Raw genomic sequence first — 24,659 nt, forward strand, 5'->3', positions numbered from 1 at the left:
ATTAGATATGGCGTTATACGTCCTTAAGTTCGGTGGTACCTCTGTAGGTACCGTAGAGCGAATTCAAGCGGTCGCAGAGCGACTGAAGCGCTATCGTGATGAAGGACATCAAGTGGTTGTGGTTGTGTCCGCTATGAGTGGTGAGACCAATCGCTTGGTGGGTCTTGCGAAGGCCATTAATGACCAACCCGTTAACCGAGAGCTGGATGTACTGCTGTCGACGGGGGAGCAAGTGACGATTGCGTTATTGTCGATGGCTCTGATGGCTATTGGTGTACCAGCGTGTTCAATGACTGGTGACCAAGTTCAGATCACTACAGATAGCAAGCACAGCAAAGCACGTATTACTGATATTGCTCAAGATGCAGTGATGGACGTGTTGAACAGCGGGAAAGTTGCAGTTGTTGCCGGATTCCAAGGCCGAGATGAACTTGGCAACATCACCACTCTTGGTCGAGGTGGTTCTGATACCACTGCCGTAGCGGTTGCTGCTGCTATTAAAGCTGACGAGTGCCGTATTTATACCGATGTTGATGGTGTGTACACCACAGACCCCCGTGTTGAGCCCAATGCGCGTAAAATGGACACCATCACCTTTGAAGAAATGCTTGAACTTGCAAGTTTGGGCGCCAAAGTTTTGCAAATTCGTTCTGTCGAGTTTGCTGGAAAATATAATGTACCCCTTCGTGTTCTATCTTCGTTTGAAGAAGGTGGCGAAGGTACTCTGATTACGTTTGAGGAGCAGGATATGGAAGCGCCATTAGTATCTGGCATTGCGTTCAACCGAGATGAAGCTCGATTGTCAATATTAGGTGTTCCGGATCAGCCTAACATGGCAGGCTCCGTATTGTCGCCAATTGGGCGCGCCGACATTGACGTGGATATGATTATTCAGAACTCGGTAGGTGACAACACTGCTGACTTTACCTTTACTGTCCCTCGGAGTGATTACAATCGAGCACAAGAGGTGCTGAACCAAGTCGCAGCAGACCTCGGCGCGCGTGAAGTACGTGGTGATGACAAGATTGCAAAAATCTCAGTTGTTGGTGTCGGTATGAAAAGCCATGCAGGTGTTGCATCAACGATGTTTGAATCATTAGGCAGTGAAGGAATCAACATTCAGTTGATCTCAACGTCAGAAATTAAAATTTCTGTAGTTGTTGAGGAGAAATATCTGGAATTAGCTGTCAGAACGTTACACAGTGCGTTTAAGTTGGACGAACAAGGCTAAGTTTGGTGGTCGTTCAATAAATGCAAATTTTTCCGAGCGTTAGAGTAGAACCATGTACTATAATCGTGATCTACCCAGCGCCGGATAGTGGAATAGTATAAAAGGAGCTAGCGAATGCTGATATTAACCCGTCGAGTCGGTGAGACTTTGATGATTGGCGATGATGTGACTGTAACTGTCCTCGGTGTGAAGGGCAACCAAGTACGAATAGGTGTTAATGCACCAAAAGAAGTCTCTGTACACCGTGAAGAGATTTATCGACGCATTCAGGCCGAAAAGGGTCCTGAAGAAGGCGAATATTAAGCTTTAACGAGTTTTTTATACGTTTTAAGTGATACTGCCGGCATATTGCCGGCTTTGTTGTTTTGGGTGACTTTTGATCCACTTGTTTAAATAGTCGGCAACTAGTAAAAAAGCATCAAAAATCATTTGACTTAATCCCTCGTTCTAGTAATATCCGCCTCCGAAATGTGGTGAGGTGGCCGAGTGGCTGAAGGCGCTCCCCTGCTAAGGGAGTATACCCTAATCCGGTATCGAGGGTTCGAATCCCTCCCTCACCGCCATTTCCAAAACGGACGCGTAGCTCAGCTGGATAGAGTACCTGGCTACGAACCAGGCGGTCGGAGGTTCGAATCCTCCCGCGTCCGCCACTTTTTTAAGTGGACTGGCTATAGTTACTAGCATTACAAATAAAAGTCGTAGATTATTTCTCGATGTACGGACGCGTAGCTCAGCTGGATAGAGTACCTGGCTACGAACCAGGCGGTCGGAGGTTCGAATCCTCCCGCGTCCGCCACTTTTTAAAGTGGTTTCGAAAAAAATTCCCATCTTTTGCATATTTGTGATTTCTTGATATACGGACGCGTAGCTCAGCTGGATAGAGTACCTGGCTACGAACCAGGCGGTCGGAGGTTCGAATCCTCCCGCGTCCGCCATTTCCTTCGGAAATGGTCATTCCCAACAATCCCCCGTGTATTTTTAATCTCCAATGTTGTTCTATGCTCTTTGTGCCAATGACGCTCTTTGTCGCAAATAATATTTTGATGCGCTTTGTTTAATTGATACCAATCAATGCAGTGATGGTTGCAAAAAATGGCAATAGAAAAATGATAACTAGATCACTTTTTTGTGTTGCGAAATAATTTGTCATTCAGGATGCTGCGCTGCGGTTATTACCGCTAAGCTATTCAAGTGATTCGATTCATTGTGCTGAATTACTTCGGATGTTGCTCGATTTGCATAAGTAGTCACTAAGAAAAGTTGTAAACAAACAAGCAATGTTTCGACAATTAATGTAAAATTCGCAGGTTTTTGGTCGTTGGTGCTCTTCAGGAAAGCGTCAAGGCTTGCCACTTAATGCTTTAGGAATAAGAGCATACGTGGTGTAAGGCGACATTCGTAGGTATAAAGCCAGAATGGATTGCCATCCGTATAAAATGAATGATTATGTAAAATAATTACATAAATATAGGGGTGACTATGGACAATTTGACTGAAATCTTGGTCCACGCAGGGAATACCATGTTGTTAGGCATGGTCATTGTTTTTTGCTTTCTAACGTTTTTGATTGCGTGTGTAAATTGCATGTCGTTTGTGATTAGTCGTTACTTCCCAGACGCACCGGTCCAGCCTAAAAGCAAACCCGTAATTTCTTCCAAAGCTTCAACGCCCGCGCCAGCAACACTTGCAGCTGTTGCCGCAGCGGTGCATGCACACCGTGGCAAAGCATAAGAATAATATTGGCGAGTTAACTGAATTTATAAAAACGAGACTTCAACTATGAGCAAACCACTAGCTATTACTGACGTTGTTCTGCGTGATGCCCATCAATCGCTACTTGCGACACGTATGCGTATCGAAGATATGCTTCCTATTGCTGAGCAATTGGACAAAATCGGATATTGGTCTGTTGAATCATGGGGCGGCGCTACATTTGATTCATGTATTCGCTACCTTGGCGAAGATCCATGGGAGCGCTTGCGCCTGCTTAAGCAGGCTATGCCAAATACAAAACACCAAATGTTGTTACGTGGCCAAAACCTTTTAGGCTACCGTCATTATGCCGATGACGTGGTGGAAAAATTTGTTGAACGAGCGCATGCGAACGGCATGGATGTATTCCGAATTTTTGATGCCATGAACGATCCTCGCAATTTCCAAACTGCGGTGAAAGCAGCTGTTCAAGTCGGTGCTCATGCTCAAGGCACAATTTCTTACACCACATCTCCTGTGCACACTGAAGAAACTTGGGTTTCTTTGGCGCGAGAACTTGAAGATATGGGTTGCCACTCTATTTGCATTAAAGATATGGCGGGCTTACTTAAGCCATATGAAGCTGAAAGCCTCATTAAAGCGCTTAAATCTGCTGTAGACGTGCCTCTGGCACTGCATTGCCACGCTACCACTGGTTTGAGCTTAATGACTCACCAGAAAGCCATTGACGCAGGTATCGACATTTTAGATACAGCGATTTCGTCAATGAGCATGACATACGGCCATTCACCCACAGAATCTATTGTTGCAGCGTTGCAAGGCCAAGCCCGTGATACTGGCTTAGATCTGGTGAAGCTCGAAGAGATCGCAGCTTACTTCCGTGAAGTACGTAAAAAATATGCCAAGTTTGAAGGAAGCCTAAAAGGCGTTGATTCTCGAATTTTGTTGGCGCAAGTGCCTGGTGGCATGCTCACCAACATGGAAAGCCAGTTACGAGAACAAAACGCAGCTGACAAACTTGATGACGTATTAAAAGAAATTCCTCGTGTTCGCGAAGATTTGGGTCACATTCCATTAGTGACACCTACATCGCAAATTGTGGGGACCCAGGCCGTCATCAATGTGATGATGGGCGAGCGTTATAAGAGTATCACCAAAGAAACGGCAGGTGTGCTGAAAGGCGAATACGGCGCAGCACCAGCTCCAGTGAATGCTGAATTGCAAGCTCGGGTGCTTGATGGCGACAAAGTTATTACGTGTCGCCCTGCTGATTTGCTTGAGCCTGAGCTGGACTCTTTGGTTCAGTCAGTTCAAGAGCAAGCCAAAAGTGAAGGCATTACATTGTCTGACAACTCAATTGATGATGTGTTGACGGTTGCCTTGTTCCCACAAGTGGGTCTGAAATTCCTGAAAAATCGTAACAACCCTGATGCATTCGAACCTGCTCCAGGTCAAGAGCCTGAGGTGGTTGAGTCTGCGCCAGCGAAAGCTAAAACTGGCGAAGCATCGGTTTACACTGTGCGTGTTGAAGGCCAGAACTTCACTGTGCAAGTGGCTGAAGGCGGAGAAATCAGCAGTATTGCTCCTGCTTCAGCGGCAGCTCCAGCCGCTGCGCCTTTAGCATCGGCTGGCGAAGTGGTTGAAGCACCTTTGGCGGGTAATATTTTCGCCATTAACGTGAACGCTGGCGATACAGTTAAGTCAGGGGATGTACTATTGGTTCTTGAGGCGATGAAGATGGAAACAGAAATCCGTGCGTCTCGTGATGGTCAAATCAGTGAAGTATCAGTCAGTGTGGGTGATGCTGTCGCCGTTGGCGAAGCACTACTAACACTTGCTTGATAGGAGTTTTTTGAATGGAAGGCTTGACCTTACTATGGCAAGAAACAGGTATAGCTAATTTCACACCAGGGCAGATCGGAATGGTCTGCGTTGGCTTGATATTATTATACCTAGCGATTGCTAAAAAGTTTGAACCGTTATTGTTATTGCCCATTGGTTTTGGTGCTGTATTGGCCAATATCCCAAATGCCGGCTTTAACGATGAAGGCGGAATTTTATATTACATTTTCCATATTGGTGTTGAGACTGGGGTATTCCCGCTTTTGATCTTTATGGGTGTGGGCGCGCTGACTGACTTTGGCGCGTTAATTGCCAATCCTCGTACCTTATTGTTAGGCGCTGCGGCTCAGTTTGGTATTTTCGCCACTCTGTTTGGCGCTATCTTGCTGAACCTGATCCCTGGTTTTGAGTTCTCAATTCAAGATGCAGCAGCAATCGCCATTATTGGTGGTGCAGACGGCCCCACAGCTATTTTTGTGGCCTCGCGATTAGCGCCAGATTTATTGGGAGCAATTGCGGTTGCAGCCTACTCATACATGGCATTAGTTCCAATCATTCAACCGCCGATTATGCGCGCGTTAACCAGTGAGAAAGAGCGCCAAATTCCAATGGGACAATTACGCGCAGTTTCGCGTAAAGAAAAAATTGTATTTCCATTGGCAGTGCTGTCTTTAGCCATCTTGTTTTTACCGGCAGCCACACCATTGGTTGGAATGTTCTGCTTAGGTAACTTGATGCGTGAATCGGGCGTGGTGGATCGTTTATCTAAAGCCGCTCAAAATGAAATTATCAACATCGTTACCATCATGTTGGGCTTAGCTGTCGGTTCAAAATTGTCAGCAGATAAGTTTTTGACGGTTGAAACTCTCGGTATTTTACTGCTCGGTGCTGTTGCTTTCTCTATTGGTACTGCATCAGGCGTATTGATGGCGAAGTTAATGAGCCGCTTAAGCGGAGGTAAAATTAACCCCCTCATTGGAGCAGCTGGTGTTTCAGCGGTACCAATGGCCGCGCGAGTGGTGAACAAGGTTGGTTTAGAATCAAATCAACATAACTTCTTGTTGATGCATGCAATGGGACCGAACGTAGCGGGTGTATTAGGCTCAGCGGTGGCTGCCGGTGTATTGCTTGCACTTGTAGGTTAATGCAAGCGGCGTTATTCGTCGTGTTCAACGCAGATAAAGCCGGAGCCATGTCTCCGGTTTTTTTATGGGCGATTTTTACTGGGTAACGCTGAGGGCTAACATTAACGGTCCTTCTTGATTTTGGGAAGTAGGAGCAAAATGTGGCGGTAGAAGGAAATTTGCTGAACGCTAGAGCGATCTCTGTGGATGGCTACGATCAAGGTAGATATGTTTTGAATGTCCAGCTCGCGGGTTGGACGGAGCGCGATGGCGACTGTCACGATTTTTTGGCTCCGATTCAGTTTTTAAACTTCCAAAGAATCGCTTCATAGGCGGATTCTCCGAACCGTTACCACTCGGTCTCATGCTCAGCAATAATGAGCCCAATCGCCTGCTGCGGAGTGTGGGTCAAACGCGCACACCCCATGCCAGCAGCCATCAGAAATACCGAAAACCCTTTGTATTCTTTGTAAGCTGTCTTGTCTTCCATGTCGTCTTCACTACAAAAAATAAACCGGAATTGAGGCCAATGTTCGAGTAGGCGAGGCCGAATGACTTCGCGACACCCTCTCGCTTCGACGAATTCCGTTATTTTTTCAATAGTCGACTCGTCCAGACATGTCATTTCAGTTGTGCTTTGCATGTCACGTAAGTCCCTGGTTGTTAACGCTGCTATCCAATATTTTTGTTATCCATGGTGGTGGATCCCCTGCAATGACTGCTTTAAGCTCCTTCAATAGCATGTCACTTTGACAAGGCTCGATTCTCTTTAGTGGATGAATGTTTGCCCGAGTCACTTTGGCTGCGGCAGGCCCACCTATTGATAGAGTGGCAAGCAGGTCACAGTCGCTTATTAAATCAACCATATAGTCAGTGCGCTTGCTGCCTGACTCGGTACAGTCCACAGGGCGAACGTCGACCAAGTGCCAACCGTCAGCATTAATCTCGTATATTAGCGTGCGCAGACAGCTGCCAAAATGACCGTCTATCAATTCCTGGTTATTTGATGTGACCGCCAATCTCAATTTTTTCCCAGCTAACAGCTGGGGGTGTTTTACAACGGGCCCATCTAATGTCTGCACAGTGTCACTGGTTAACATTGCAAAAACTTGATTAGCCTGTCCTTTCTCTACGCCCTGATATTCCGAAGAGAGTATTTTATATATGCTTTTGGGGCTCAGGGAACGCAGTTTTTTTTCCGTTAGTGGCGCGTCCAGCGCTTTTAATAAACACTGAATAAATTGTTGAAGTGGCAGTTCAGGTAAGGCTTTTGCGGCCATTCCCAGACGTAACGCCATACTCTCGTCGATGGGGGCATATTGTGTCATAAAATCCTCTTAAGCTCTGCGAGCACGCAAGGTGATAGGCAATTTGGGGGCTTTATCTAAGGGCTCTATTTTCCAAGAAGAGCCGTCTGCTAGATCGATCTTTCCCCCCCACTTGTCTGGTTGATTAAATTCTAGGGAAGTGACGGCTTCTTCCTGATCTTTCTTGGCGATATAACAGCTTAATTTGCCGTTGCCTTCATCGCGGATCATTACATTTGGCACTGTTTCACCTTTATGCTGAGTAAATGGAGTAACCCAGCCAGTTCGACTGGGTTACTCGCGTGGTTAACGGACCAAGTCGTATGAATAGTCAGTTTTGCCCATCACACGCCCATCGCTGTCGAGCTTTTCTAGCACTGCGTTGACCAACGTTGTCAACATGTACATAGCGCCTTCATAACCTAAAGTAGTGTTGCGGTGTAGATGGTGACGATCGAAGATTGGGAATCCTAATCGAATAAGGGGAACTTGAAATTCCTCACCTTTCTCCTTTGTATCCCGTTGAATAAACTTTGCGTAAGAATTGCCGATGATAAAGTCCGGCTTGTCTGTGAACACCAACGAACGGAAATGCCAGAGATCTTTACCTACATGGACTTCTGCATTTTCGGTGCTGGGGCATTGCTCAAGCAGTGCCTTTATTTTTTTACCCCAGCGTTTATTGGCGTTGTTACATAACAGGTGTTTAATTTCACACCCCAATTCTTGCAAGAATTTGGTCAGGCCGTACAGATAGTCCGGATCGCCATAGATTGAAAAGCTCACTCCGTGTAACCACGTATGTGAATCGGTCATCATATCAACCAAACGACCCCGCTCTTTTTCCAGCGATGCGGCAATGGGTTTACCGGAAAGTGCAGCGATTTCCATCAAAAAGTCGTCGGTGAAGTCCAACCCCATGGGAATGTTCAGCTTAGGGACAGTGTGACCCCAGGTACCTTCGACAAACTTTTTAGTTTTCACGAGATGATCAGGCTGCAGTAATACAGTGGTTTTTGCATTCGGTGCATCTTTCATTTCATTCAATGGCGTGCCGCCCGCATACATGCGGTACTCGCCATCAGCCGGAGTATCCAGCACTTCTGATGGGTCGGATAGCAGGCTGTATTCCACTCCCATCTCTTGCATCATGCGATGAATCACTCGGTAGTTACCCAAATAGGTTTCGAATCCCGGAACAAGATTTATCTTGCCATTACTGCCGACTTCTTTGTTGTCCATTTCTTTGAGGGTGAAATAGCGTGCAAAGCCTTCGAACATATTGTCCCAGCCCGTGGTGTGACTGCCCACGAAGCTCGGCGTATGGGCAAAAGGTGTAGGGAAATCTTTTGGAATATATCCCTCCGCTTTTGCATTACCTATAAAGGCATTGAGGTCGTCACCAATGACTTCCGCCATACAGGTAGTCGACACAGCGATAGCATCTGGCTTGTAGAGTGCAAGAGCATTTTCCAGCCCATCAAACATATTTTTTTGGCCACCGAATACAGCCGCATCTTCGGTCATAGAATCAGATACACAGGCTACGGGCTCTTTAAAATGACGATTAAAATAGGTGCGGAAATATGCGACACAGCCCTGAGAACCATGCACATACGGCAGTGTGTTCTCAAAACCCAATCCACATAAAACTGAGCCTAGCGGCTGACAAGCCTTAGCCGGATTAATGGTTAGGTTTTTGCGTTCGAAGTTTTTCTCTTTGTACTCTTCGGTGGTGGTCCACTCGAATACTTGTTTAACTTTTTCGGCATCATGACCTTCTTCAAACTCGAGTTTGCGGGCCATCATGTCTTGATATTCGGTCTGTTTAAATAGCGAATATCCAGGTTCGATATTTTCTACATCTTGACTCATAACATCTCCTCCCCGCGCCACTCATACGTGAACAAACGGGTGATTGTTAGTTGGCTGAATCTGTCAGCCGCAAAAAATTAAGCACTCTGCGCCAGTTCGGTTTCACTGACTTTTTTCCAAGGGGCCACTAATTTGTCCCAGCAAGGATTGTTAAGGGTCATGTCCATATCGCGGGCAAAAATAGCAAAACCATCAAAGCCGTGATAAGGGCCTGAATAGTCCCAACTGTGCATTTGTCTGAAAGGAATTCCCATTTTCTGGAAGATGTATTTCTCTTTCACCCCGGCACCGATAAGATCCGGTTTGATTTTTTCCGCGAACGCTTCCAACTCATATCCTGTTACGTCGTCATAAATCAGCGTTGACTCTTTTACTTCCGGAGTGGTTTTGGTGTAGTCGTCATTATGCGCAAACTCGTAACCCGTCCCCACGATTTCCATACCTAAGTCTTCATAGGCACCAATCACGTGGCGGGGGCGTAAACCACCGACGTAAAGCATGACTTTTTTGCCTTGAAGACGTGGCTTGAACTTATCCACAATGGGCTGCCATTGAGCGCGGTATTTTGCAATGACCTGCTCTGTTTTGGCCTGAATTGACTCATCAAAGAAGGCGGCGATCTTGCGCAATGACTCTTCGCATTTGGTTGGCCCAAACAGGTTGTACTCCATCCACGGAATACCGTATTTCTCTTCCATATGACGAGAGATGTAGTTCATTGAGCGGTAACAATGCACTAGGTTCAGTTTTACTTTCGGTGTGTTTTCCATTTCGGGCAGGGTGCCATCGCCAGACCATTGTGCAACGACGCGCAAGCCAATCTCTTCAAGCAATATACGTGAGGACCAGGCATCACCACCGATATTGTAATCACCCAAAATTGCAACATCGTATTGACCGGCTTCAAATGCCTTGCCTTCTGACTTATCCAGCACATAATCACGTATGGTGTCATTGGCAATGTGGTGGCCCAATGATTGGCTGACTCCACGGAAACCTTCGCAACGCACCGGCACGATGGTTTTGCCAATTTCTGCGCCTTTTATTTTTGCCACTGCTTCAATGTCATCACCGATCAGACCAACAGGGCACTCTGATTGAATTGAAATGCCTTTGTTTAGAGGAAACAGTGTTTCAATTTCGTCGATCATCGCGTTGAGCTTTTTGTCACCGCCGAAGACGATGTCCCGCTCCTGAAAATCGGAGGTAAAGTTCATGGTGCCAAAGCTATTTACCCCGGTCATACCAACATAATAGTTACGTCGACCGGCTCGGGAATATTGACCACAACCTACGGGACCGTGGGAAATATGTATCATGTCCTTGATTGGGCCCCATACCACCCCTTTTGAACCCGCATAGGCACAGCCTCGGGCGGTCATAACCCCAGGCAGGGATTTACGGTTAGCCGTGACGCATTTCGAACCCTGCGCTTCTGAACTGCTTTTCGCCAGGTGCTTTGTTCGGTCTTTTTTGGCTTTCGCTGGATAAACCTCGAGCACCTCATCGATAACAGCCTGTATTTCTGTTTTGTCTGTCATAACAGTATCCTCAACACATTAAGCGACCACTTCGTCGACAGTTTGACCAATGATGGATTCATCCTCTGCTTCCATAATGCCGAATTCCATTAGCAAGTCTTCCAACTCATCCATTGTTACGGGTTCAGGGACGACAAACAGTTTGTTAGCAATGATCTTTTGCGCGAGTGCGCGGTATTCGTTTGCCTGATTACATTTAGAATTGTATTCAATGACCGTCATGCGACGGATCTCAGCTTGTTGCACGACATTGTCGCGAGGAACAAAGTGGATCATCTGTGTACCAATCTTGGCAGCAAGTGCTTCAATCAATTCATCTTCCCTATCACATTTACGGGAGTTACAGATCAAGCCAGCGAGACGGACGCTGCCGGTAGCGGCGTATTTACAAATACCTTTAGAAATGTTGTTTGCGGCATACATCGCCATCATTTCACCTGACACAACGATGTAGATTTCCTGAGCTTTGTTTTCGCGAATTGGCATTGCAAACCCACCGCATACCACGTCGCCTAATACATCATAAAAAACAAAGTCCAGATCTTCCTCGTAGGCGCCTTCTTCTTCGAGGAAGTTGATTGCCGTGATTACACCACGACCTGCACAACCCACGCCTGGTTCCGGACCTCCGGATTCGACACAACGCACGTCTCCATAACCGATTTTAAGTACATCTTCGAGTTCCAAATCCTCTACTGAACCAGCCTCAGCAGCCATTTCCATAATGGTGTTTTGCGCTTTGGCATGAAGGATCAAGCGCGTCGAGTCGGCTTTCGGGTCGCAACCAATGATCATGACCTTTTGCCCAGCCTCGGCTAACGCTGCGACCAGATTCTGTGTTGTTGTGGACTTTCCAATTCCACCCTTACCGTAAATTGCACATTGACGTATTGTCATAATTCTTGTCTCCGAATGTTGGATGACGGTTCCCAACTGCTTAGTTGCGAAAATCAGACCAACCCATTGATAATTCTATGTTACTGTTTTTATGGGTTTTATTTTTTAAGTGGGGGCAGCGTGTCGGTGTCTTTGTAGGATGCAGACGTGACAAATGTCGCGAGTGCGACACTCATGGTCGCTTTCTTTGTTGTGTAGCAAACCGAACAATTGTTCAAGGCAAACAATGCGACTTTAGTTTTTTTTGTTTTTAGGACAATGAGTTATCTAGATTTCTCTTTTGGCAAAAAAGTTGCAATACAACTGTGTGGGCTAAACAACTTGGAGTGAAACCATGAGCAAAATTGGAATCTTTTTCGGTACTGATACGGGTACCACACGCAAAATTTCAAAACTAATTGCTAAAGAGTTAGGAGAGCTGGCTGCTAAGCCGCTGAATATTAATCGTGCTGAACCCGATGCGCTAACCGCATATGAATACCTTATTCTCGGTACACCGACGCTCGGGGAAGGGCAGTTGCCCGGTCTAAGCTCGGATTGTCAGACAGACAGTTGGGAGGAATACATGGATAACTTCGAAGAACTGGATCTGACCGGGAAGAAGGTCGCACTATTTGGATTGGGTGATCAGGTCAATTATCCAAACGAATTCGTTGATGCGCTGGGTGAGCTTTACGACGCAGTTGCTGAGACGGGGGCTGAAATGCTAGGTCGTTGGTCTGTTGAAGGCTATGAATATGAAGCAAGTTGCGCAGAAGACGGCGAAGAGTTTGTTGGTTTGGTGATCGACAATGATAACCAAAGTGACAAAAATGCAGCACGAGTTTCACAATGGGTCGAACAAGTCCTGGCTGAAATGGAACTTGAAGCGCTGCCAGCCTAATAAACGAACCCTTGGTATGGTTATACTCCTGAAAAATAATTGACGTCAAAAGTAGAGTTTTCTCGTCCCTTGCTTACCAAGTGATTCTGTCGTAATTGCGGGTGACCAAGGGAATCTTCGATCTCTTTGCTCGTTATTTGGTCAATTGCTCAGCACTGATGGGAATAATCATGCCATCTAGCGAAAGGGGTATAAAACAGTGAAACCCTTCGAAGAGGGTGACGTTAAGCGTGTTATTAAAGTAAGCTAGTCGGATAAGTCGCCCCTACATTTTGGGGCCCAGCCAATCATAATTAACGTGTCGAAGTACTCGCTAAAAACTGAGCCTCGATTGAGGCTCCTCCGGCTTTTTTGATGTCCCAGTAACAGCTTTACGATAGAAAGTTGAGTGAGCTCAATTGCAATTGATACAGCTAGCCCAAAAGGCTGGCAATCCATGCTTTCTGCTTTCTTTTTTGTCGCAGTTGCGTGTGTTGTTCGATGATTTTAGGTTTCGCTTGCTCAAAAGGTACTAAATGCTGAACCTCGACGGATTGGCACATCAGTAAATGAAAGCCTGCTTCACTTTCAATCACCTCTGAAAGGCTGTTCGGACTCATCTTAAATAGTATGGCATCTAGTTCCGGGTGCAAGGTTTTAGCTTCAACTAATCCAAGCTCACCACCGTGCATCGCTGTTGGACACTCTGAGTGGCGACGAGCTAAATCAGCAAAATTGTGGATCTGTGCTACCTCTAACAAGTCTTGTATTCTTTTTAAAGCTGCTTCTTTGGTGTTTTCGGCAAACTCTGGGTTTATGGTGATCAGGATATGTGAGGCTCGTCGACGCTCAGGCTGCTTAAACTTGTCAGCTTGGTGTTGATAGTAGTGATAGGCATCAGACTCGCTAAAATGCTCGATATCCTTTGCCGCAAATTCTAGGGTTTTTTGACTGAGGTTTTCTAATTGCAGTGCCTGTTTCAAACTAATTTCAGTTAGTTTGTTCTCAGCTAGGGTTGCTTCAAAATCCGAGCGACTAGGAAAGCGCTGGACTAATTCTAAAAATACTGCGCTTGTTTGACTGTTTGAAAGGTGTACCTGGCTGGCCTCAGAGGAGGATAACACTGCTTTGTGCAGTTTAAGCGAATTGTTGAGCACCTTTTGTAATTGCAACTCTTGCGATTCATCAAGTTCACTTCTAACTTTGGCAAATTTATTCATGCTCAGTCGCATGGCTAAATAGTGAGACAAGGCCTGATAACGTTCATCATTGTCCTGGACATCTTTGGATTTGATCGCTGCCATAATTCTTTCCTCTACATAAGGCTAGCAGGAAGCCAGCGCTCGCTCAGGTACATCGACGTCTTGGCCATTAACCTGAATTCGGTAACAAATTGCACTGACGTCTTCCCTGTTTACACCCAGCACTGATACTAAATCGTTCTTTTCGGCGATAACCTGGCCTCCCATTGACAGGCTCAGATTAAGCCTTGCAGAGTCGCCGTACTCGAATTGATTATCCACCCATGGCTCAAGGGCTGAGATAAGCTCGCTTTCCTTGCAGCCAATGAGGGTGTTTTGCTCAATAAAGTGGACCTGATACACAATGGTATCCTGCTGGAAAAAGCCCGATTGCCTGACGTAGCCAGCAGTGCCACGGCGCATAAGCAATACGCCTTTTGCTGCATTTTCTACTGTGCCATCGCTGCGTATGTTCTTGACTAAGCGAACCTTGGCACCATATTCGTATTTCGGTAGTTGCATAATCTCTCCTAATGACAATCGTTGCACTGCCCACATTTGCTGGCATTGAGCGCCATAGATTCGCCTCGCTGTAACAGGCAATAGGCCTTGGTGAGTGCCGTTTGATAGTCGTCCCGACTATGCGGGACATCAAACCATTCAAGATTTTTGCGAAACAGGCGCAGTAACTGTACTCGTTTGTGTTTAAGAAACTCTGCGTCGTATTGCACCTCAAAGGCTTCTAAGAACGCCTCTGCGCTGTTCAGGTCTTCCAATAAAGCGTCTAGTTCCATCCAGCAAGCACCCCTGTATGTTGTTTCGTTGTTTGAGCAATGCTGTTTTGCCAAAAGCCCAATAAGTCACTTTCATTAGGGCTGCGCTTGTTAATTTCAGCCCAACTCACCAACTGTTCCTGAATGTTGTCCAAGGCACTTTGTTGAAGGGAAATTCCCAATGCAGCAAAACGCTGTTTAATGGCTTTTTGACCGCTGTACTTGCCTAAAACCAACGTGTGCTGCCTGCCTAATATTTCCGGATCAAAATTTTGATAATTGCGCTTGTCTTTGCGCAATCCATCCAGGTGCAAGCCACTTTCGTGAGTGAAGACGGAATCGCCAACAACACATTTTTGTGGTGACAATTGTCGCCCAGAATAGCGGGCGACCAGCGCAGCAATTTCTGGTAAATGTTCTAGCTGAATATCTGAGTGACAATTCATTACGCTAAATTCAGGTTGAACATGAGTCGCCAGAAGCAGTTCTTCCAATGCGGCATTACCAGCGCGCTCTCCCAAGCCATTGACCGTGGTATTAACAGAGTCAAACCCGGCCTTTAGCGCCACCAGTGAATTGGCCGTTGCCAAACCAAGGTCATTGTGGGCGTGTATTTCCAACTGTAAGTCAGTCAATGTGCGCACCTGCTTGAAGCGATGAAACGCGCTCAGTGGCTCCATAATGCCCGTGGTATCAGCATAACGTAATCGATCAGCTCCATAGGTGGCGGCCAGTTCAGCCACCTTGGCGATGGTATCAAGTTCAGCTCTGGAGGCGTCTTCCATCCCAATACAAACCCTGAGCCCGAGATTTTTTGCTTGCTCAACTGCTGGTTTTATCGTTTGCAGCATGTTGTCCTCGCTCATTCTGAGCTTGCTCTTGCGCTGTTGTATTGACACCGGTAATGAGAGATCGACCCAGTCTAGCCCTAGACCCTTGCAATGGCTGATATCGCTTTCCAGCATCCGACACCAGCCCATCGATTGAGTCGTCTTTAACGTAGTCGTGATCGCCTGAATACCGTCTCTTTCTCTGGCGCTCATTGCGGGGATACCAACCTCGAGCTCTGGAATCCCCGCACTTTGCAAACGTGTTGCTATATCGATTTTTTCTCGCAGTGAAAAAGCCACTCCTGCAGTTTGTTCACCATCTCTGAGTGTCGTGTCATTGATAATCATCCTGCCACCTTGTCTCTTATATGCTGAATGGCTAGGTAAATGCTGGCTCAAACTGATTGACATTGTTTTCATCCGGTTGCCAGTAAGGAGACATCAATCTTAACTTTTTAATGATACTTGGTAGGTGCTGTAACACTGCGTCGATATGTTGTTCCTGATTGAAACGGGAAAGCGAGAATCGGATTGCCCCATGCGCAGCGGTATAAGGGATATCCATTGCCCGCATGACATGTGATGGCTCAAGGGAGCCGGATGTGCACGCGGAGCCGCTGCTGGCTGCAATCCCTAACTGGTTAAGCATGAGTAATATTGCTTCGCCTTCAACATATTCAAACGCGATAGTACTGGTGTTCGGCACGCGATTAGCGCGATCCCCGGTGACAAAACAGTTAGGGATCTTTGCAATCAAGCTTTGTTCAAGTCGGTTACGCATCAGTGTGATACGCGCCGTGTCAGTTATAGTGGATTGTTCTGCCAATTCTGCTGACTTACCCATAGCAATGATGCCTACTGCATTTTCGGTTCCTGCGCGTCGCCCACGCTCCTGATGGCCGCCTCTTAGCATCGGGCGAAACTTCGTCCCGCGTCTTATATAGAGCGCGCCAATCCCTTTAGGTGCATGAAACTTATGGCCAGAAATTGACAGAAAATCGATTGCAGTTTCTTTGACATTGAAAGGAATTTTCCCGGCCACCTGCACGGCATCACAGTGAAACAGAATGCCGTGTTCATTAGCTAAAGCGGCAAGTTGTTTAATCGGAAACAGGGTTCCGGTCTCATTATTTGCCCATTGAATACTGACAATAGCTGTTTCAGTGTTCAGTGCATTGGCATAAGCATTAAGGTCAAGACGACCGTTTCTATCTACACCTATGTAATGAATGGTGTAGCCTTTTCTTTCTAACATTTGGCAAAGCTGCAAAGTTGCTGGATGCTCAACAACTGAGGTCACAATTTCTTTTTTTGCAGGAAAGGCCTCGATCGCGGACAAGATTGCGGTATTCGTGGCTTCCGTTGCGCAAGAGGTAAACACAATTTCAGAACTGTGCTGCGCTCCCAAAAGGGACTGCACTTGCCCACGGGCTTTTTCAATGGCCTTGCCCACTTCGTGACCGAAACTGTGGATGGAAGAAGGGTTGCCATAATGTTCAGTTAAAAATGGCATCATCGCGTCAACTACTTCTGGTGCTACCTTGGTTGTCGCATTATTATCGAGATAGGCATTGAACGGGTTCATGCGACGCCTCCTACTAAATGATTCTGGTGACCCACAGGATAAACAGTTATCTCCTCGTCTAGGGCTTCACTAAGGTGTTGCTCAACCATCGCCAGCGTTGCCCCCGCCATACCACAACCACTGCACGCGCCTGTCATGGAGACAAACACCATGTCGTCTTCAACATCGCTCAATTGAATGTCGCCACCATCCGCTCGAATACCGGGACGAACGTCATCAAGCACCTGCTCAATGACCTTGATACGTTGCACTGTTGTCCGTTTCTTGGTGTTTTCTACCGCAACACATTTTCCGCTACTTTCACCTGGTTCACGTCCTTCGGCCGCTAAAATGTCTTCAAGCACCCACTCTATTTTTTCGTGACAGGTAGAACAGGCTCCCCCGGCTTTTGTGTACTGAACAACCTGTTCCAGGGTGTTCAGTTTGTTTTGACTGACCACCCTTTTTATTAATTCATCATCAATCGCAAAACACTTGCAGATTAATTCCCCTTCTTCGTGATCATCCTCTAACTGCTCACCACGATAACTGGCAATAGCAGCATGAAGCGCTTCCATTCCCATGACTGAACAATGCATCTTTTCTGGAGGTAAACCATCCAGATAATCCGCAATATCCTGATTGGACACCGCCATAGCCTGCTCTATGGTTTTGCCTTTGATCATTTCTGTTAGTGCAGACGATGATGCAATGGCGGAACCGCAGCCAAATGTTTGAAAGCCCGCATCCTCGATAATCTCACTGTCATCATTGATTTTAAGGGTGAGTCGCAAAGCATCACCACACGATAGTGAGCCAACATCACCTGTTGCATTGGCCGCTGCTACCGCTTTGGCATTGCGCGGCGAAAAGAAGTGTTCTTTTACTTTATCTGAATAATCCCACATATAATTTGCCCCTCTTAGTCAGTGTGCAGTGGTTATTGAGAACGGATGCTACTCGGTGGGAACCGGCTATTTGGGGCGCAGCACCCATTCTCAACAACCACCGCTTAACTCCATGCTGCAAGTGTGGTGCCGTGATTAAAAATCATCTGCAGGCCAATAAATTCGGGGTGTTGTCGTTTTTGCGACAAAAAGAAAAAGCGCTACAAACCACAGAGTTCTGTAGCAAACCTAACAAAAGAGACAAAATCGAAGCTGCAATTCTCAATACCGCTGCGCAATTGTCTTTTCGTGAAGAAATGCTGTCAGTTGAGTTTGCTGTTTGGTACAACGTGTTTCAGTGAGATCTGCTGGCGCCAATGACGAACTTTTCTAGCTAGCAGCAGTTTGGTGAGCAGTGTTGACAAAGAAAGTAAACCAAACGCGATAGCCGTAATAAAAATAGGAGACAAGTGTTGTGTGTGGGGCAATGCGCTAATCACCGCAAGTAACAACAAAGCGAGTAGTGTTGGCATATACAATATGGCCTGATAATTCAGTAATAGCTTGTCTGGACAAGACACCTCTGCAGCGCTGCCCGCTTTTTCTGTAGGCGATGTAGCTTTCAACAAGAAAGGTTTGTTTGGTTGAAACTGCAGTGCACAGCTTTTTTCATGTTGGCACCCTGCACATTGACCTTTGCGACTGGCAGTAAGCTCAAGCTTGCCGTTACTGTTGTGCTGCCAGTTTGCAATAATTTTTGCCATAACAGAGCTAAAGTTGCATTGCAGGTGTATGCCCATGACAGCTCTTGGGGCAGACTTTTGAGCATGATCCACAGCCGATACAATCCGCTTCATTTGCAAGCGCCATGACCATTACGACATCATCGTCGTAATCATCAAAATCTTCATCTTCATCATCTATTTCCCGCTCTATCAAGTCAAACACATCACGTGAACATACTTTGTAGCAACGGCCACAACCAATGCAGGTGTCTTGATTGATTGAGGTAACAAATTGCGGTTCCCATTGTTCACCGCCACGGGTGGTCCCTAAATAATTTGATGTCATCACTTTGTCCTGGTTTGTTGTTAAATTTTTACCATTTCTCATCGAGCATGGATGCAAGGCGCTCCGCGCGGTTCAATTGACTTTTTGCTGGCTTCACTAGAGCCGCCTGACTTTTCAATTCAACCAAAATAGGTTGAATACTTACGCCGTTAGGTACGGTGAGTGGTGTTATACCTGCACGCATCAGACTGCGCATTGCAGAGCCGCCAACCGCATTGCAAACGACTCTATTGGTGTCTTTTAGTAATGCAATGCGTTGATTTATCTTGTTCTCACTATGTCCACCATGGGGAGACTCAAGTCTCAGGATTTGCAGTAACTGCCAATCGTTTTTAATAAGGCTGTACACCAAAAACTGAGTTGCGTTGCCAAAATGCTGATCCACCGTTTGTCTATCTGAACTGGCAAAAGCGGCAGTGATCACGGCCTGCTGTTCCGGCGAGTAAACAAGTGAAAGTTGATGTGTTGAATTCATTTCTTCCTCATTGCTGTTCAAGCGATTGTGACTCTTTATATTCACGATAAGGACTTTTGAAACTGGCCACTTCAGGCTTGTGGTTTGACATCACTAAATTTGCCATTTCAAACAAAATAGTTCTTGCTCCTTCATACCCGCAAAACAATCGATCAGAATTGCCAAAACGATCGTGGCAGGGAAAACCGGCCCGCAATACGGGCACTAAATGTTCGTAAAATTGCGCGCAATGGGTATTGCCAATCAGTAACTCAATATTATTCATCACTGCGTCGAGATCGCTTAAATCACCCTGCAGCCATTTTTCCACTGCTTCTAATTCACTTGCTTTTGCGATAGAGGGGGAGACTGCTAGGAGTATGGAGATGCCTACCTCTTTGCAGATCGCAGCGAAACCAGCAACAAGATCACTTTCTGCGGCGATTGCCATCGAACAGCCGCTCAGACTAAAGTGCACGTCGAGCAGGCAGTCTTGCAGGCGCATACGTTGCCGACCCAGTCGCTCCGGTACAGGCTTTCCGGATAAACGACTTAGTTGCAATAGCAATTCGTCGGTCGCATCCATACCTATCAGGTGTTCAAAATGAATGTGTTCAATGCCGAATTGATCCGCCAGCCAATTTGCGCTGCCGAACATTGATTGCCCAACCGACAAACACGCTTTGCTGGAGGGAATTGTGCGGATAGCCTGTGTGCTCGCACCACCGGTACTGGTGGGCGAAAAACTTTCGACTGCAAGGTGCCCATCCAGCGATAAAGATAAATCTGGAACAAAAATCACCTCTAGCTCAAAAGCTGCGACATAGTCTTTAATCAGCGCTACATCAGCGGGCGTCATTGCAGAAGTACCCAGTACAGTAATCCGATTACTGACTTGTTTTATCGAAGTTGCAGGGGGCAATATCTGTTTCAATAACGAATCGACAACAGCGGCAAACCCGCTTTGCATACTTCCGATGAAATCCGGCGTATTGACCGCGATAACATCTATGTTGGAGAATTCGGGAAATGCCTCTCGAAACTCCTTGATATTAAGGCGAATATCACAGCCTTGAAGCTCGGTTAAGCCCGTTGTCATTAACGTGATCAATGCAGGTTGATGCTTTTGGCAAAGAAGAGCGAGGGCCTCGATGACGTTTTTGTCTGACCCCATGACAGCTGAAATATGATCGACAGCGGTATTTTGAAACGGCATGGGCTCGCGAAAATGCTGGATCAAATAGACCTTAGAAAATGCGCCGCAGCCTTGAGAGCCATGCATTAGCGGGATGCAATCAGCTAACCCCATTGCTGCCAGTGCAGCACCCGTAGCCTGACTGGTTTTAATGGGCCTTTCGGCTAACGCACGATTGGTTTTGATGATGGTCGTCATAGTGATAATTTCCTACTTTTCCCAAGGAGCATTGGAGCGAACCCGCTGCCATACCGGACTGTTCAAAGTTCGATGTATTTCACGCGCAAAATTAAGCATTCCCCGATAGCCTGCGTAAGCATGTACACGTTCTTGATTCACATCCACAAAAGGCAATCTTGCCTTCAGTGCAGTGTATTGGTTACGTCCTCCCGCGATAAGAAAGTCGGCGTTGTTTTCTTCGACGACTTTAATTAATCCGGCACCACCTTCGTCTAACATAATGGCGTCAGTGCCCATTATTTGTTCGATTTTGGCCTTGTCTGCTTCAGTGGATTTTTTCGTGCCGGTCGCAACGGTTTCAATCCCCAGTTCACTCAGAGCCAATACGATTGACCATGCTTTGACGCCACCGGTATACAGCACTGCTTTTTTGCCTTTTAGGGATTTTTTATAGATAGCTAATGCTGCTCTAACCTTGGCTTCCTCACGCTTAATAATCGCTTCAGTGTGCTCTACCAATACGGGATCGCCAATCAAAGATGCAAATTGACGCAGCGCGCTGGACGTTTCCGCCATACTGTAAAATGAGCCTTCAAACCAAGGGATATCCCACGACTGCTGAAGTTTACGAGCGACATTAATCTGAGCTCGGGAACACACCACCATGGATGCTTGTGCGCGGTGCATGGTCTGAATTTGATGAAACTGGCTGTCGCCGGATAGGGTGCATAAAATACGATATCCCAACTCCGCAAACAGTGGAGCGACATACCAGAACTCACCGGCTATGTTGTATTCACCGATGAGCACAATGTCATGTACAGGTTGTTCTGGTCGATGCAGCATCATAGGCTTTTGAGAGGGCTCGGCAGTACCGACAACCTGGTCAATTATGACCTCACCGGCAATGCGGTTTCCTAGATTTTTACTGCCATAGAATCCCGCCGAATCAACCATGATAACGGGAATAGACCACTTATCCTGGGCCAGTTTACAGATGGCTGCAACGTCATCGCCTTCTAGAGCGGGAATACAGGTTGTGTAAACAAAAACAGCAGGGGGCGCGTGCTTTTCTACAACCGTCCGAATGGCATGCAGCAAGCGCTTTTCTGACCGCCCCATAATGACGTCCTGCTCATTGAGATCCGTAGTAAAACCATAACGAAAAAGCTCACGCCCATTCGCGTGCGTGCCTCGGTTGTTCCACGAATTGCCTGCACAAGCGATTGGGCCGTGAACGATATGTGCCACATCGGCAATGGGAAACAACGAAATCTGTGCGCCATCAAAGGCGCAACCGCCCGCTGTGGCTCCCGGCGTAGGGCGACTACAGCCACTTTTTTCACCTTTGTTGTGCTCACATGCCGGCTCATCTATCAATTCTGCTAATTCAACATTGCGCATTACTTTCCCCTTTAGTGCGACTCATATGAGCTACTGCATAACCTGTTGCAAGCATCATTCCTGCCTGCAGGCCTTGTTTTTAAAGGGGGTAGCTTTGTCGGTTTTGCGACAATGAAGGACAGATTACATTGTTAGTCATCTTCATCCTCGTCGTCTGGAGCGGGTGTCCAAGTTGTTTGGCGGTAGATTTCTACCCGGTCTCCTTCGCACAACAATGTGTCTTGAGTGATCGGACGACCAAAGATGCCGATTTTTTGTTGGTCTAGCTTGATATCTCGATGTATATCAAGAATGCCACTTTTATTTATTGCTTCGAACGCTGTTGCACCCTGTGGAACTTCCACATCCAACCACCATTGATCGTCGGGTAAAGCATAAGCCACACTTACGCGCATGTTTCACCTCCAAGCGCTTTACTGGGGTGTTGCCATTTTGTTTGCAAAACCCGCTGTGCTGCCAGAATAGCGCCGAGGACTAAAAAGCCACCAGGTGGCAGAATAACCAGCAAATAACCGCGATATTCGGGAATAATAGTAATTTGCAGAAAAGAGAATGTGCTGCCCAATAGCAAATCCGCGTCGGCGAACAGCGTTCCGGCACCAATGACTTCTCGGATCCCTCCTAGTACAACCAATACCCAAAGAAACCCCAATCCCATTGCTAAGGCATCAATTGTTGCGGGTAGCACCGAGTGTTTGCTGGCATAGGCTTCTACTCGGCCCAGAATGGCGCAATTGGTGACAATCAATGGAATAAACAGGCCGAGCACTTTGTGAAGGCTGTGAAGATAGGCGTTTAACAACAAATCGGTAATGGTGACCAATGTGGCAATCATTAAAATGTTCACGGGTATGCGAACCGCTCTATTGATAATTGGATTAAGCAGGGCACTGAGCAGGTTTGCCCCAAGCATCACAAATAGTGTTGCCAATCCTAGCCCTAAACCATTGGTGGCGCTGGATGTTACTGCAAGCAATGGGCAAAGGGCGAGACTCTGTGCGAGTACAACATTATTGCTCCAAAGGCCATCTTGCCAAATATGCTTAAATTTACTCATTTTCCCGTTCCACTAGTTGACCTTGAGAGATGAGCGTTAGCACGGTATGCACCTGATGAACTATTGCTCTTGGAGTGATTGTTGCGCCAGTGAATTGATCAAAGCTACCGCCATCCTTTTTCACCGCCCATTGTGTTTTCGTCAAGGTAGACAAAGATTGTTGGTCAAAGGACAAGATCCACTCGGCTTTTGCCAGCTCGATTTTATCCCCTAGACCTGGCGTCTCGCTGTGACTTAATACCCGCACGCCTAAAATGGTATTGCTTGTGTCAACACCGATTAGCAGTTTGATGGGGCCAGCGTATCCTTGTGCATGGGTAACAATAGCCCAGCCAACCGGCTTTCCATTGTTATCCATCGCGCGGTGCACCGCATAAGAATTAGAATCCAGCTGAATGTGGGTCACGTCTGTAATAAGGTCATTAGCATAGCTGTCTGAAGCAATAACCTGATTAAAGCCTTCCAACTGATCCATGCGATTGTTGGTCTTAATGGTGGTTTCTGTTGCCGCTCCTACTATCAGCAATAGTGCTGCCGCCGCGAGTGCTGCAAGCCCCAGCAACAGCGACGAGTAAGTTATATTATCTTTTTTAGATGCAGTCACAGACATACTCACCCTCCTCTGTGTAACAAAGGTTTTTCGCTGCCAAAGATCCTTGGGCGTAAATAGTGATCAATAAGTGGTGTTGCTGAATTCATGATCAACACGGCAAATGCCGCTCCTTCTGGATAATTACCAAAACTTCGGATCAGCCAGGTGATGGTTCCCACACCAAGACCAAACACCCACTGCCCTTTGATACTGGTCGGTGACGTCACCATATCAGTGGCAATAAAAAACGCGGTGAGCATGAGCGCTCCACTGAACACATGCTGCAATGGTGACAGGTAGCTTTCAGGCCAAATAAGGTGGAATACAGCTGCGGGAATAACAACACCGGCGATTACCGCCAGTGGCAGCACATAGCGAATGACGCCTTTGCCAATGAGAAATAGGCCTCCAAGTAAGATTAACAGTGAATTGCCTTCTCCTATGCTTGAAGCGTGATAGCCATTGAAAAGTTGCATTGGGGTAAAGGGATCGCTATCAGAAGCCAACGGAGTGGCGGAAGAAATAGCATCAACACCCAGCCATGCCTGACTAAAGACTAGGTTTCCATCGACAAGTTGAGGTGCTGCAATGGCTGTCCAATCAGTCATTTCAATTGGAAAACATATGAGCAGCATCACCCGTGCCAGCATCGCAGGGTTAAATAGGTTCTGACCCAAGCCTCCGTATACCTGTTTGCCAATAACTATCGCAAATGTCGCTCCTATGGCGACTAACCAGACGGGTGAGTCAGGAGGCAAACTTAACGCAAGAAGCAGCGCGGTAAGGATGGCTGAGCCATCAAAGACTGCATGGCGTTTGCGATTTAGCAGCAGCAAACACACCCATTCGCAAATGAGTGCGACGGCGATAGCGACGATGATTGTTGTCGCAGCAGAAAAACCATAGCAATAGATGCCATAAAAAGTGGTAGGCAGCAAAGCTGCGACAACCAGATACATAATCGTTGTGGTGGAGTTTCCCCCATGCGTGTGCGGACTGGCAACCGGGTGATATTTCAT

27 protein-coding genes and 4 tRNA genes are annotated in these 24,659 nt (G+C 46.8%); 10 read left to right on the forward strand and 21 right to left on the reverse strand.

Translation table 11 applies throughout. From position 1 onward, the window contains the following. The first annotated feature begins 7 nt into the window (after positions 1-7). The 9 genes from NAF29_RS12185 (at position 8) to NAF29_RS12225 (ending at position 5,931) form a co-directional block, all read left to right on the forward strand. Positions 8-1,231 (forward strand): aspartate kinase, encoded by a 1,224-nt coding sequence (locus tag NAF29_RS12185; protein WP_251261859.1) that lies wholly within the window; start codon positions 8-10, stop codon positions 1,229-1,231. A gap of 114 nt (positions 1,232-1,345) precedes the next feature. Continuing rightward, positions 1,346-1,534, forward strand: coding sequence for a carbon storage regulator CsrA (gene csrA / locus NAF29_RS12190; protein WP_251261860.1), 189 nt, complete (start codon positions 1,346-1,348; stop codon positions 1,532-1,534). A 169-nt stretch (positions 1,535-1,703) separates the two neighbouring features. Beyond that, positions 1,704-1,794: transfer RNA gene (locus tag NAF29_RS12195), tRNA-Ser, on the forward strand. A 10-nt stretch (positions 1,795-1,804) separates the two neighbouring features. After that, positions 1,805-1,881 (forward strand) — tRNA-Arg (locus tag NAF29_RS12200). A gap of 69 nt (positions 1,882-1,950) precedes the next feature. Further along, positions 1,951-2,027: transfer RNA gene (locus NAF29_RS12205), tRNA-Arg, on the forward strand. A gap of 62 nt (positions 2,028-2,089) precedes the next feature. Beyond that, a tRNA-Arg gene (locus tag NAF29_RS12210) sits at positions 2,090-2,166 on the forward strand. Positions 2,167-2,710: 544 nt separating this feature from the next. Next, complete coding sequence (locus tag NAF29_RS12215) at positions 2,711-2,962, forward strand: OadG family protein (RefSeq protein WP_251261861.1); 252 nt, start codon at positions 2,711-2,713, stop codon at positions 2,960-2,962. 48 nt (positions 2,963-3,010) lie between these two features. Next, positions 3,011-4,786 (forward strand): sodium-extruding oxaloacetate decarboxylase subunit alpha, encoded by a 1,776-nt coding sequence (oadA, locus tag NAF29_RS12220; protein ID WP_251261863.1) that lies wholly within the window; start codon positions 3,011-3,013, stop codon positions 4,784-4,786. Positions 4,787-4,800: 14 nt separating this feature from the next. Beyond that, on the forward strand, positions 4,801-5,931 hold the full coding sequence (locus tag NAF29_RS12225) for a sodium ion-translocating decarboxylase subunit beta (RefSeq protein WP_251261864.1): 1,131 nt from the start codon (positions 4,801-4,803) through the stop codon (positions 5,929-5,931). Between the two features lie 328 nt (positions 5,932-6,259). On the opposite strand, the gene NAF29_RS12230 is transcribed toward NAF29_RS12225, so the two are convergent. From NAF29_RS12230 to nifH, 6 genes are all read right to left on the reverse strand, one after another. Continuing rightward, positions 6,260-6,553 (reverse strand): hypothetical protein, encoded by a 294-nt coding sequence (locus NAF29_RS12230; RefSeq protein WP_251261865.1) that lies wholly within the window; start codon positions 6,551-6,553, stop codon positions 6,260-6,262. 1 nt (position 6,554) lies between these two features. Next, entirely contained in the window at positions 6,555-7,238 is a 684-nt protein-coding gene (locus NAF29_RS12235) for a NifB/NifX family molybdenum-iron cluster-binding protein (protein WP_251261866.1), read from the reverse strand. Positions 7,239-7,247: 9 nt separating this feature from the next. Continuing rightward, positions 7,248-7,460, reverse strand: a complete 213-nt coding sequence (gene nifT, locus NAF29_RS12240) for a putative nitrogen fixation protein NifT (RefSeq protein WP_251261868.1) — start codon at positions 7,458-7,460, stop codon at positions 7,248-7,250. 63 nt (positions 7,461-7,523) lie between these two features. Continuing rightward, positions 7,524-9,092, reverse strand: a complete 1,569-nt coding sequence (gene nifK / locus NAF29_RS12245; protein ID WP_251261869.1) for a nitrogenase molybdenum-iron protein subunit beta — start codon at positions 9,090-9,092, stop codon at positions 7,524-7,526. A 77-nt stretch (positions 9,093-9,169) separates the two neighbouring features. Next, on the reverse strand, positions 9,170-10,633 hold the full coding sequence (nifD, locus tag NAF29_RS12250; RefSeq protein WP_251261870.1) for a nitrogenase molybdenum-iron protein alpha chain: 1,464 nt from the start codon (positions 10,631-10,633) through the stop codon (positions 9,170-9,172). Positions 10,634-10,651: 18 nt separating this feature from the next. Then, entirely contained in the window at positions 10,652-11,530 is an 879-nt protein-coding gene (gene nifH, locus NAF29_RS12255; protein ID WP_251261871.1) for a nitrogenase iron protein, read from the reverse strand. 334 nt (positions 11,531-11,864) lie between these two features. Here nifH and NAF29_RS12260 point away from each other — a divergent pair, with 334 nt between their 5' ends. Continuing rightward, positions 11,865-12,413, forward strand: coding sequence for a flavodoxin (locus NAF29_RS12260; protein WP_251261872.1), 549 nt, complete (start codon positions 11,865-11,867; stop codon positions 12,411-12,413). Between the two features lie 413 nt (positions 12,414-12,826). On the opposite strand, the gene NAF29_RS12265 is transcribed toward NAF29_RS12260, so the two are convergent. The 15 genes from NAF29_RS12265 to NAF29_RS12335 all read right to left on the reverse strand — a co-directional run bounded on the left by NAF29_RS12265 (position 12,827) and on the right by NAF29_RS12335 (position 24,659). Then, entirely contained in the window at positions 12,827-13,696 is an 870-nt protein-coding gene (locus tag NAF29_RS12265; protein ID WP_251261873.1) for a peptidylprolyl isomerase, read from the reverse strand. A 21-nt stretch (positions 13,697-13,717) separates the two neighbouring features. Further along, a complete protein-coding gene (locus NAF29_RS12270; RefSeq protein ID WP_251261874.1) occupies positions 13,718-14,155 on the reverse strand; it encodes a nitrogen fixation protein NifZ in 438 nt (145 codons plus the stop codon). 8 nt (positions 14,156-14,163) lie between these two features. Continuing rightward, on the reverse strand, positions 14,164-14,427 hold the full coding sequence (locus NAF29_RS12275) for a nitrogenase-stabilizing/protective protein NifW (protein WP_251261875.1): 264 nt from the start codon (positions 14,425-14,427) through the stop codon (positions 14,164-14,166). Beyond that, positions 14,418-15,647 (reverse strand): homocitrate synthase, encoded by a 1,230-nt coding sequence (gene nifV / locus NAF29_RS12280; protein ID WP_251261876.1) that lies wholly within the window; start codon positions 15,645-15,647, stop codon positions 14,418-14,420. The genes NAF29_RS12275 and nifV overlap by 10 nt, the downstream gene beginning before the upstream one ends. Then, complete coding sequence (gene nifS / locus NAF29_RS12285; RefSeq protein ID WP_251261878.1) at positions 15,616-16,821, reverse strand: cysteine desulfurase NifS; 1,206 nt, start codon at positions 16,819-16,821, stop codon at positions 15,616-15,618. Before nifS ends, nifV begins: the two co-directional genes overlap by 32 nt. After that, positions 16,818-17,708, reverse strand: a complete 891-nt coding sequence (gene nifU / locus NAF29_RS12290; RefSeq protein ID WP_251261880.1) for a Fe-S cluster assembly protein NifU — start codon at positions 17,706-17,708, stop codon at positions 16,818-16,820. Before nifU ends, nifS begins: the two co-directional genes overlap by 4 nt. 302 nt (positions 17,709-18,010) lie before the next feature. Further along, positions 18,011-18,451, reverse strand: coding sequence for a SoxR reducing system RseC family protein (locus tag NAF29_RS12295; protein WP_251261881.1), 441 nt, complete (start codon positions 18,449-18,451; stop codon positions 18,011-18,013). A 7-nt stretch (positions 18,452-18,458) separates the two neighbouring features. After that, the gene (gene fdxB / locus NAF29_RS12300; RefSeq protein ID WP_251261882.1) at positions 18,459-18,758 is read right to left on the reverse strand and encodes a ferredoxin III, nif-specific; all 300 of its coding nucleotides are present in this window, start codon (positions 18,756-18,758) and stop codon (positions 18,459-18,461) included. Between the two features lie 28 nt (positions 18,759-18,786). Beyond that, positions 18,787-19,233, reverse strand: a complete 447-nt coding sequence (locus NAF29_RS12305) for a NifB/NifX family molybdenum-iron cluster-binding protein (protein WP_251261883.1) — start codon at positions 19,231-19,233, stop codon at positions 18,787-18,789. 7 nt (positions 19,234-19,240) lie between these two features. Further along, a complete protein-coding gene (nifN, locus tag NAF29_RS12310; RefSeq protein ID WP_251261884.1) occupies positions 19,241-20,605 on the reverse strand; it encodes a nitrogenase iron-molybdenum cofactor biosynthesis protein NifN in 1,365 nt (454 codons plus the stop codon). A gap of 12 nt (positions 20,606-20,617) precedes the next feature. Further along, positions 20,618-21,991 carry a nitrogenase iron-molybdenum cofactor biosynthesis protein NifE gene (gene nifE / locus NAF29_RS12315; RefSeq protein ID WP_251261885.1) on the reverse strand — a complete coding sequence of 458 codons (1,374 nt, stop codon included), beginning with the start codon at positions 21,989-21,991 and terminating at the stop codon, positions 20,618-20,620. Between the two features lie 131 nt (positions 21,992-22,122). Beyond that, positions 22,123-22,386: an RnfH family protein gene (locus NAF29_RS12320; RefSeq protein WP_251261886.1), complete on the reverse strand. Its 264-nt coding sequence runs from the start codon at positions 22,384-22,386 to the stop codon at positions 22,123-22,125. Beyond that, a complete protein-coding gene (locus NAF29_RS12325; protein ID WP_251261887.1) occupies positions 22,377-23,048 on the reverse strand; it encodes an electron transport complex subunit E in 672 nt (223 codons plus the stop codon). The genes NAF29_RS12320 and NAF29_RS12325 overlap by 10 nt, the downstream gene beginning before the upstream one ends. Further along, positions 23,041-23,658: an electron transport complex subunit RsxG gene (gene rsxG / locus NAF29_RS12330; RefSeq protein ID WP_251261889.1), complete on the reverse strand. Its 618-nt coding sequence runs from the start codon at positions 23,656-23,658 to the stop codon at positions 23,041-23,043. The genes NAF29_RS12325 and rsxG overlap by 8 nt, the downstream gene beginning before the upstream one ends. A 2-nt stretch (positions 23,659-23,660) precedes the next feature. Further along, complete coding sequence (locus tag NAF29_RS12335) at positions 23,661-24,659, reverse strand: RnfABCDGE type electron transport complex subunit D (protein WP_251261890.1); 999 nt, start codon at positions 24,657-24,659, stop codon at positions 23,661-23,663.

Source organism: Echinimonas agarilytica (genome assembly GCF_023703465.1).
In the GTDB taxonomy this organism is placed as follows: Bacteria; Pseudomonadota; Gammaproteobacteria; order Enterobacterales; family Neiellaceae; genus Echinimonas; species Echinimonas agarilytica.

What these genes read in the sequence shown, in the direction of transcription:
- nifD (WP_251261870.1), bottom strand. Translation starts at nt 10,633, where the DNA reads ATGACAGACAAAACAGAAATACAGGCTGTTATCGATGAGGTGCTCGAG.
- oadA (WP_251261863.1), top strand. Translation starts at nt 3,011, where the DNA reads ATGAGCAAACCACTAGCTATTACTGACGTTGTTCTGCGTGATGCCCAT.
- NAF29_RS12185 (WP_251261859.1), top strand. Translation starts at nt 8, where the DNA reads ATGGCGTTATACGTCCTTAAGTTCGGTGGTACCTCTGTAGGTACCGTA.
- NAF29_RS12335 (WP_251261890.1), bottom strand. Translation starts at nt 24,659, where the DNA reads ATGAAATATCACCCGGTTGCCAGTCCGCACACGCATGGGGGAAACTCC.
- nifS (WP_251261878.1), bottom strand. Translation starts at nt 16,821, where the DNA reads ATGAACCCGTTCAATGCCTATCTCGATAATAATGCGACAACCAAGGTA.
- NAF29_RS12305 (WP_251261883.1), bottom strand. Translation starts at nt 19,233, where the DNA reads ATGAATTCAACACATCAACTTTCACTTGTTTACTCGCCGGAACAGCAG.
- NAF29_RS12320 (WP_251261886.1), bottom strand. Translation starts at nt 22,386, where the DNA reads ATGCGCGTAAGTGTGGCTTATGCTTTACCCGACGATCAATGGTGGTTG.
- NAF29_RS12270 (WP_251261874.1), bottom strand. Translation starts at nt 14,155, where the DNA reads ATGCAACTACCGAAATACGAATATGGTGCCAAGGTTCGCTTAGTCAAG.
- nifE (WP_251261885.1), bottom strand. Translation starts at nt 21,991, where the DNA reads ATGCGCAATGTTGAATTAGCAGAATTGATAGATGAGCCGGCATGTGAG.
- NAF29_RS12265 (WP_251261873.1), bottom strand. Translation starts at nt 13,696, where the DNA reads ATGGCAGCGATCAAATCCAAAGATGTCCAGGACAATGATGAACGTTAT.
- nifH (WP_251261871.1), bottom strand. Translation starts at nt 11,530, where the DNA reads ATGACAATACGTCAATGTGCAATTTACGGTAAGGGTGGAATTGGAAAG.
- nifU (WP_251261880.1), bottom strand. Translation starts at nt 17,708, where the DNA reads ATGTGGGATTATTCAGATAAAGTAAAAGAACACTTCTTTTCGCCGCGC.
- NAF29_RS12235 (WP_251261866.1), bottom strand. Translation starts at nt 7,238, where the DNA reads ATGACACAATATGCCCCCATCGACGAGAGTATGGCGTTACGTCTGGGA.
- fdxB (WP_251261882.1), bottom strand. Translation starts at nt 18,758, where the DNA reads ATGACATCAAATTATTTAGGGACCACCCGTGGCGGTGAACAATGGGAA.
- NAF29_RS12325 (WP_251261887.1), bottom strand. Translation starts at nt 23,048, where the DNA reads ATGAGTAAATTTAAGCATATTTGGCAAGATGGCCTTTGGAGCAATAAT.
- csrA (WP_251261860.1), top strand. Translation starts at nt 1,346, where the DNA reads ATGCTGATATTAACCCGTCGAGTCGGTGAGACTTTGATGATTGGCGAT.
- rsxG (WP_251261889.1), bottom strand. Translation starts at nt 23,658, where the DNA reads ATGTCTGTGACTGCATCTAAAAAAGATAATATAACTTACTCGTCGCTG.
- NAF29_RS12295 (WP_251261881.1), bottom strand. Translation starts at nt 18,451, where the DNA reads ATGGCAAAAATTATTGCAAACTGGCAGCACAACAGTAACGGCAAGCTT.
- NAF29_RS12215 (WP_251261861.1), top strand. Translation starts at nt 2,711, where the DNA reads ATGGACAATTTGACTGAAATCTTGGTCCACGCAGGGAATACCATGTTG.
- nifN (WP_251261884.1), bottom strand. Translation starts at nt 20,605, where the DNA reads ATGACGACCATCATCAAAACCAATCGTGCGTTAGCCGAAAGGCCCATT.
- NAF29_RS12230 (WP_251261865.1), bottom strand. Translation starts at nt 6,553, where the DNA reads ATGCAAAGCACAACTGAAATGACATGTCTGGACGAGTCGACTATTGAA.
- nifK (WP_251261869.1), bottom strand. Translation starts at nt 9,092, where the DNA reads ATGAGTCAAGATGTAGAAAATATCGAACCTGGATATTCGCTATTTAAA.
- NAF29_RS12260 (WP_251261872.1), top strand. Translation starts at nt 11,865, where the DNA reads ATGAGCAAAATTGGAATCTTTTTCGGTACTGATACGGGTACCACACGC.
- NAF29_RS12275 (WP_251261875.1), bottom strand. Translation starts at nt 14,427, where the DNA reads ATGGAACTAGACGCTTTATTGGAAGACCTGAACAGCGCAGAGGCGTTC.
- nifV (WP_251261876.1), bottom strand. Translation starts at nt 15,647, where the DNA reads ATGTCAATCAGTTTGAGCCAGCATTTACCTAGCCATTCAGCATATAAG.
- NAF29_RS12225 (WP_251261864.1), top strand. Translation starts at nt 4,801, where the DNA reads ATGGAAGGCTTGACCTTACTATGGCAAGAAACAGGTATAGCTAATTTC.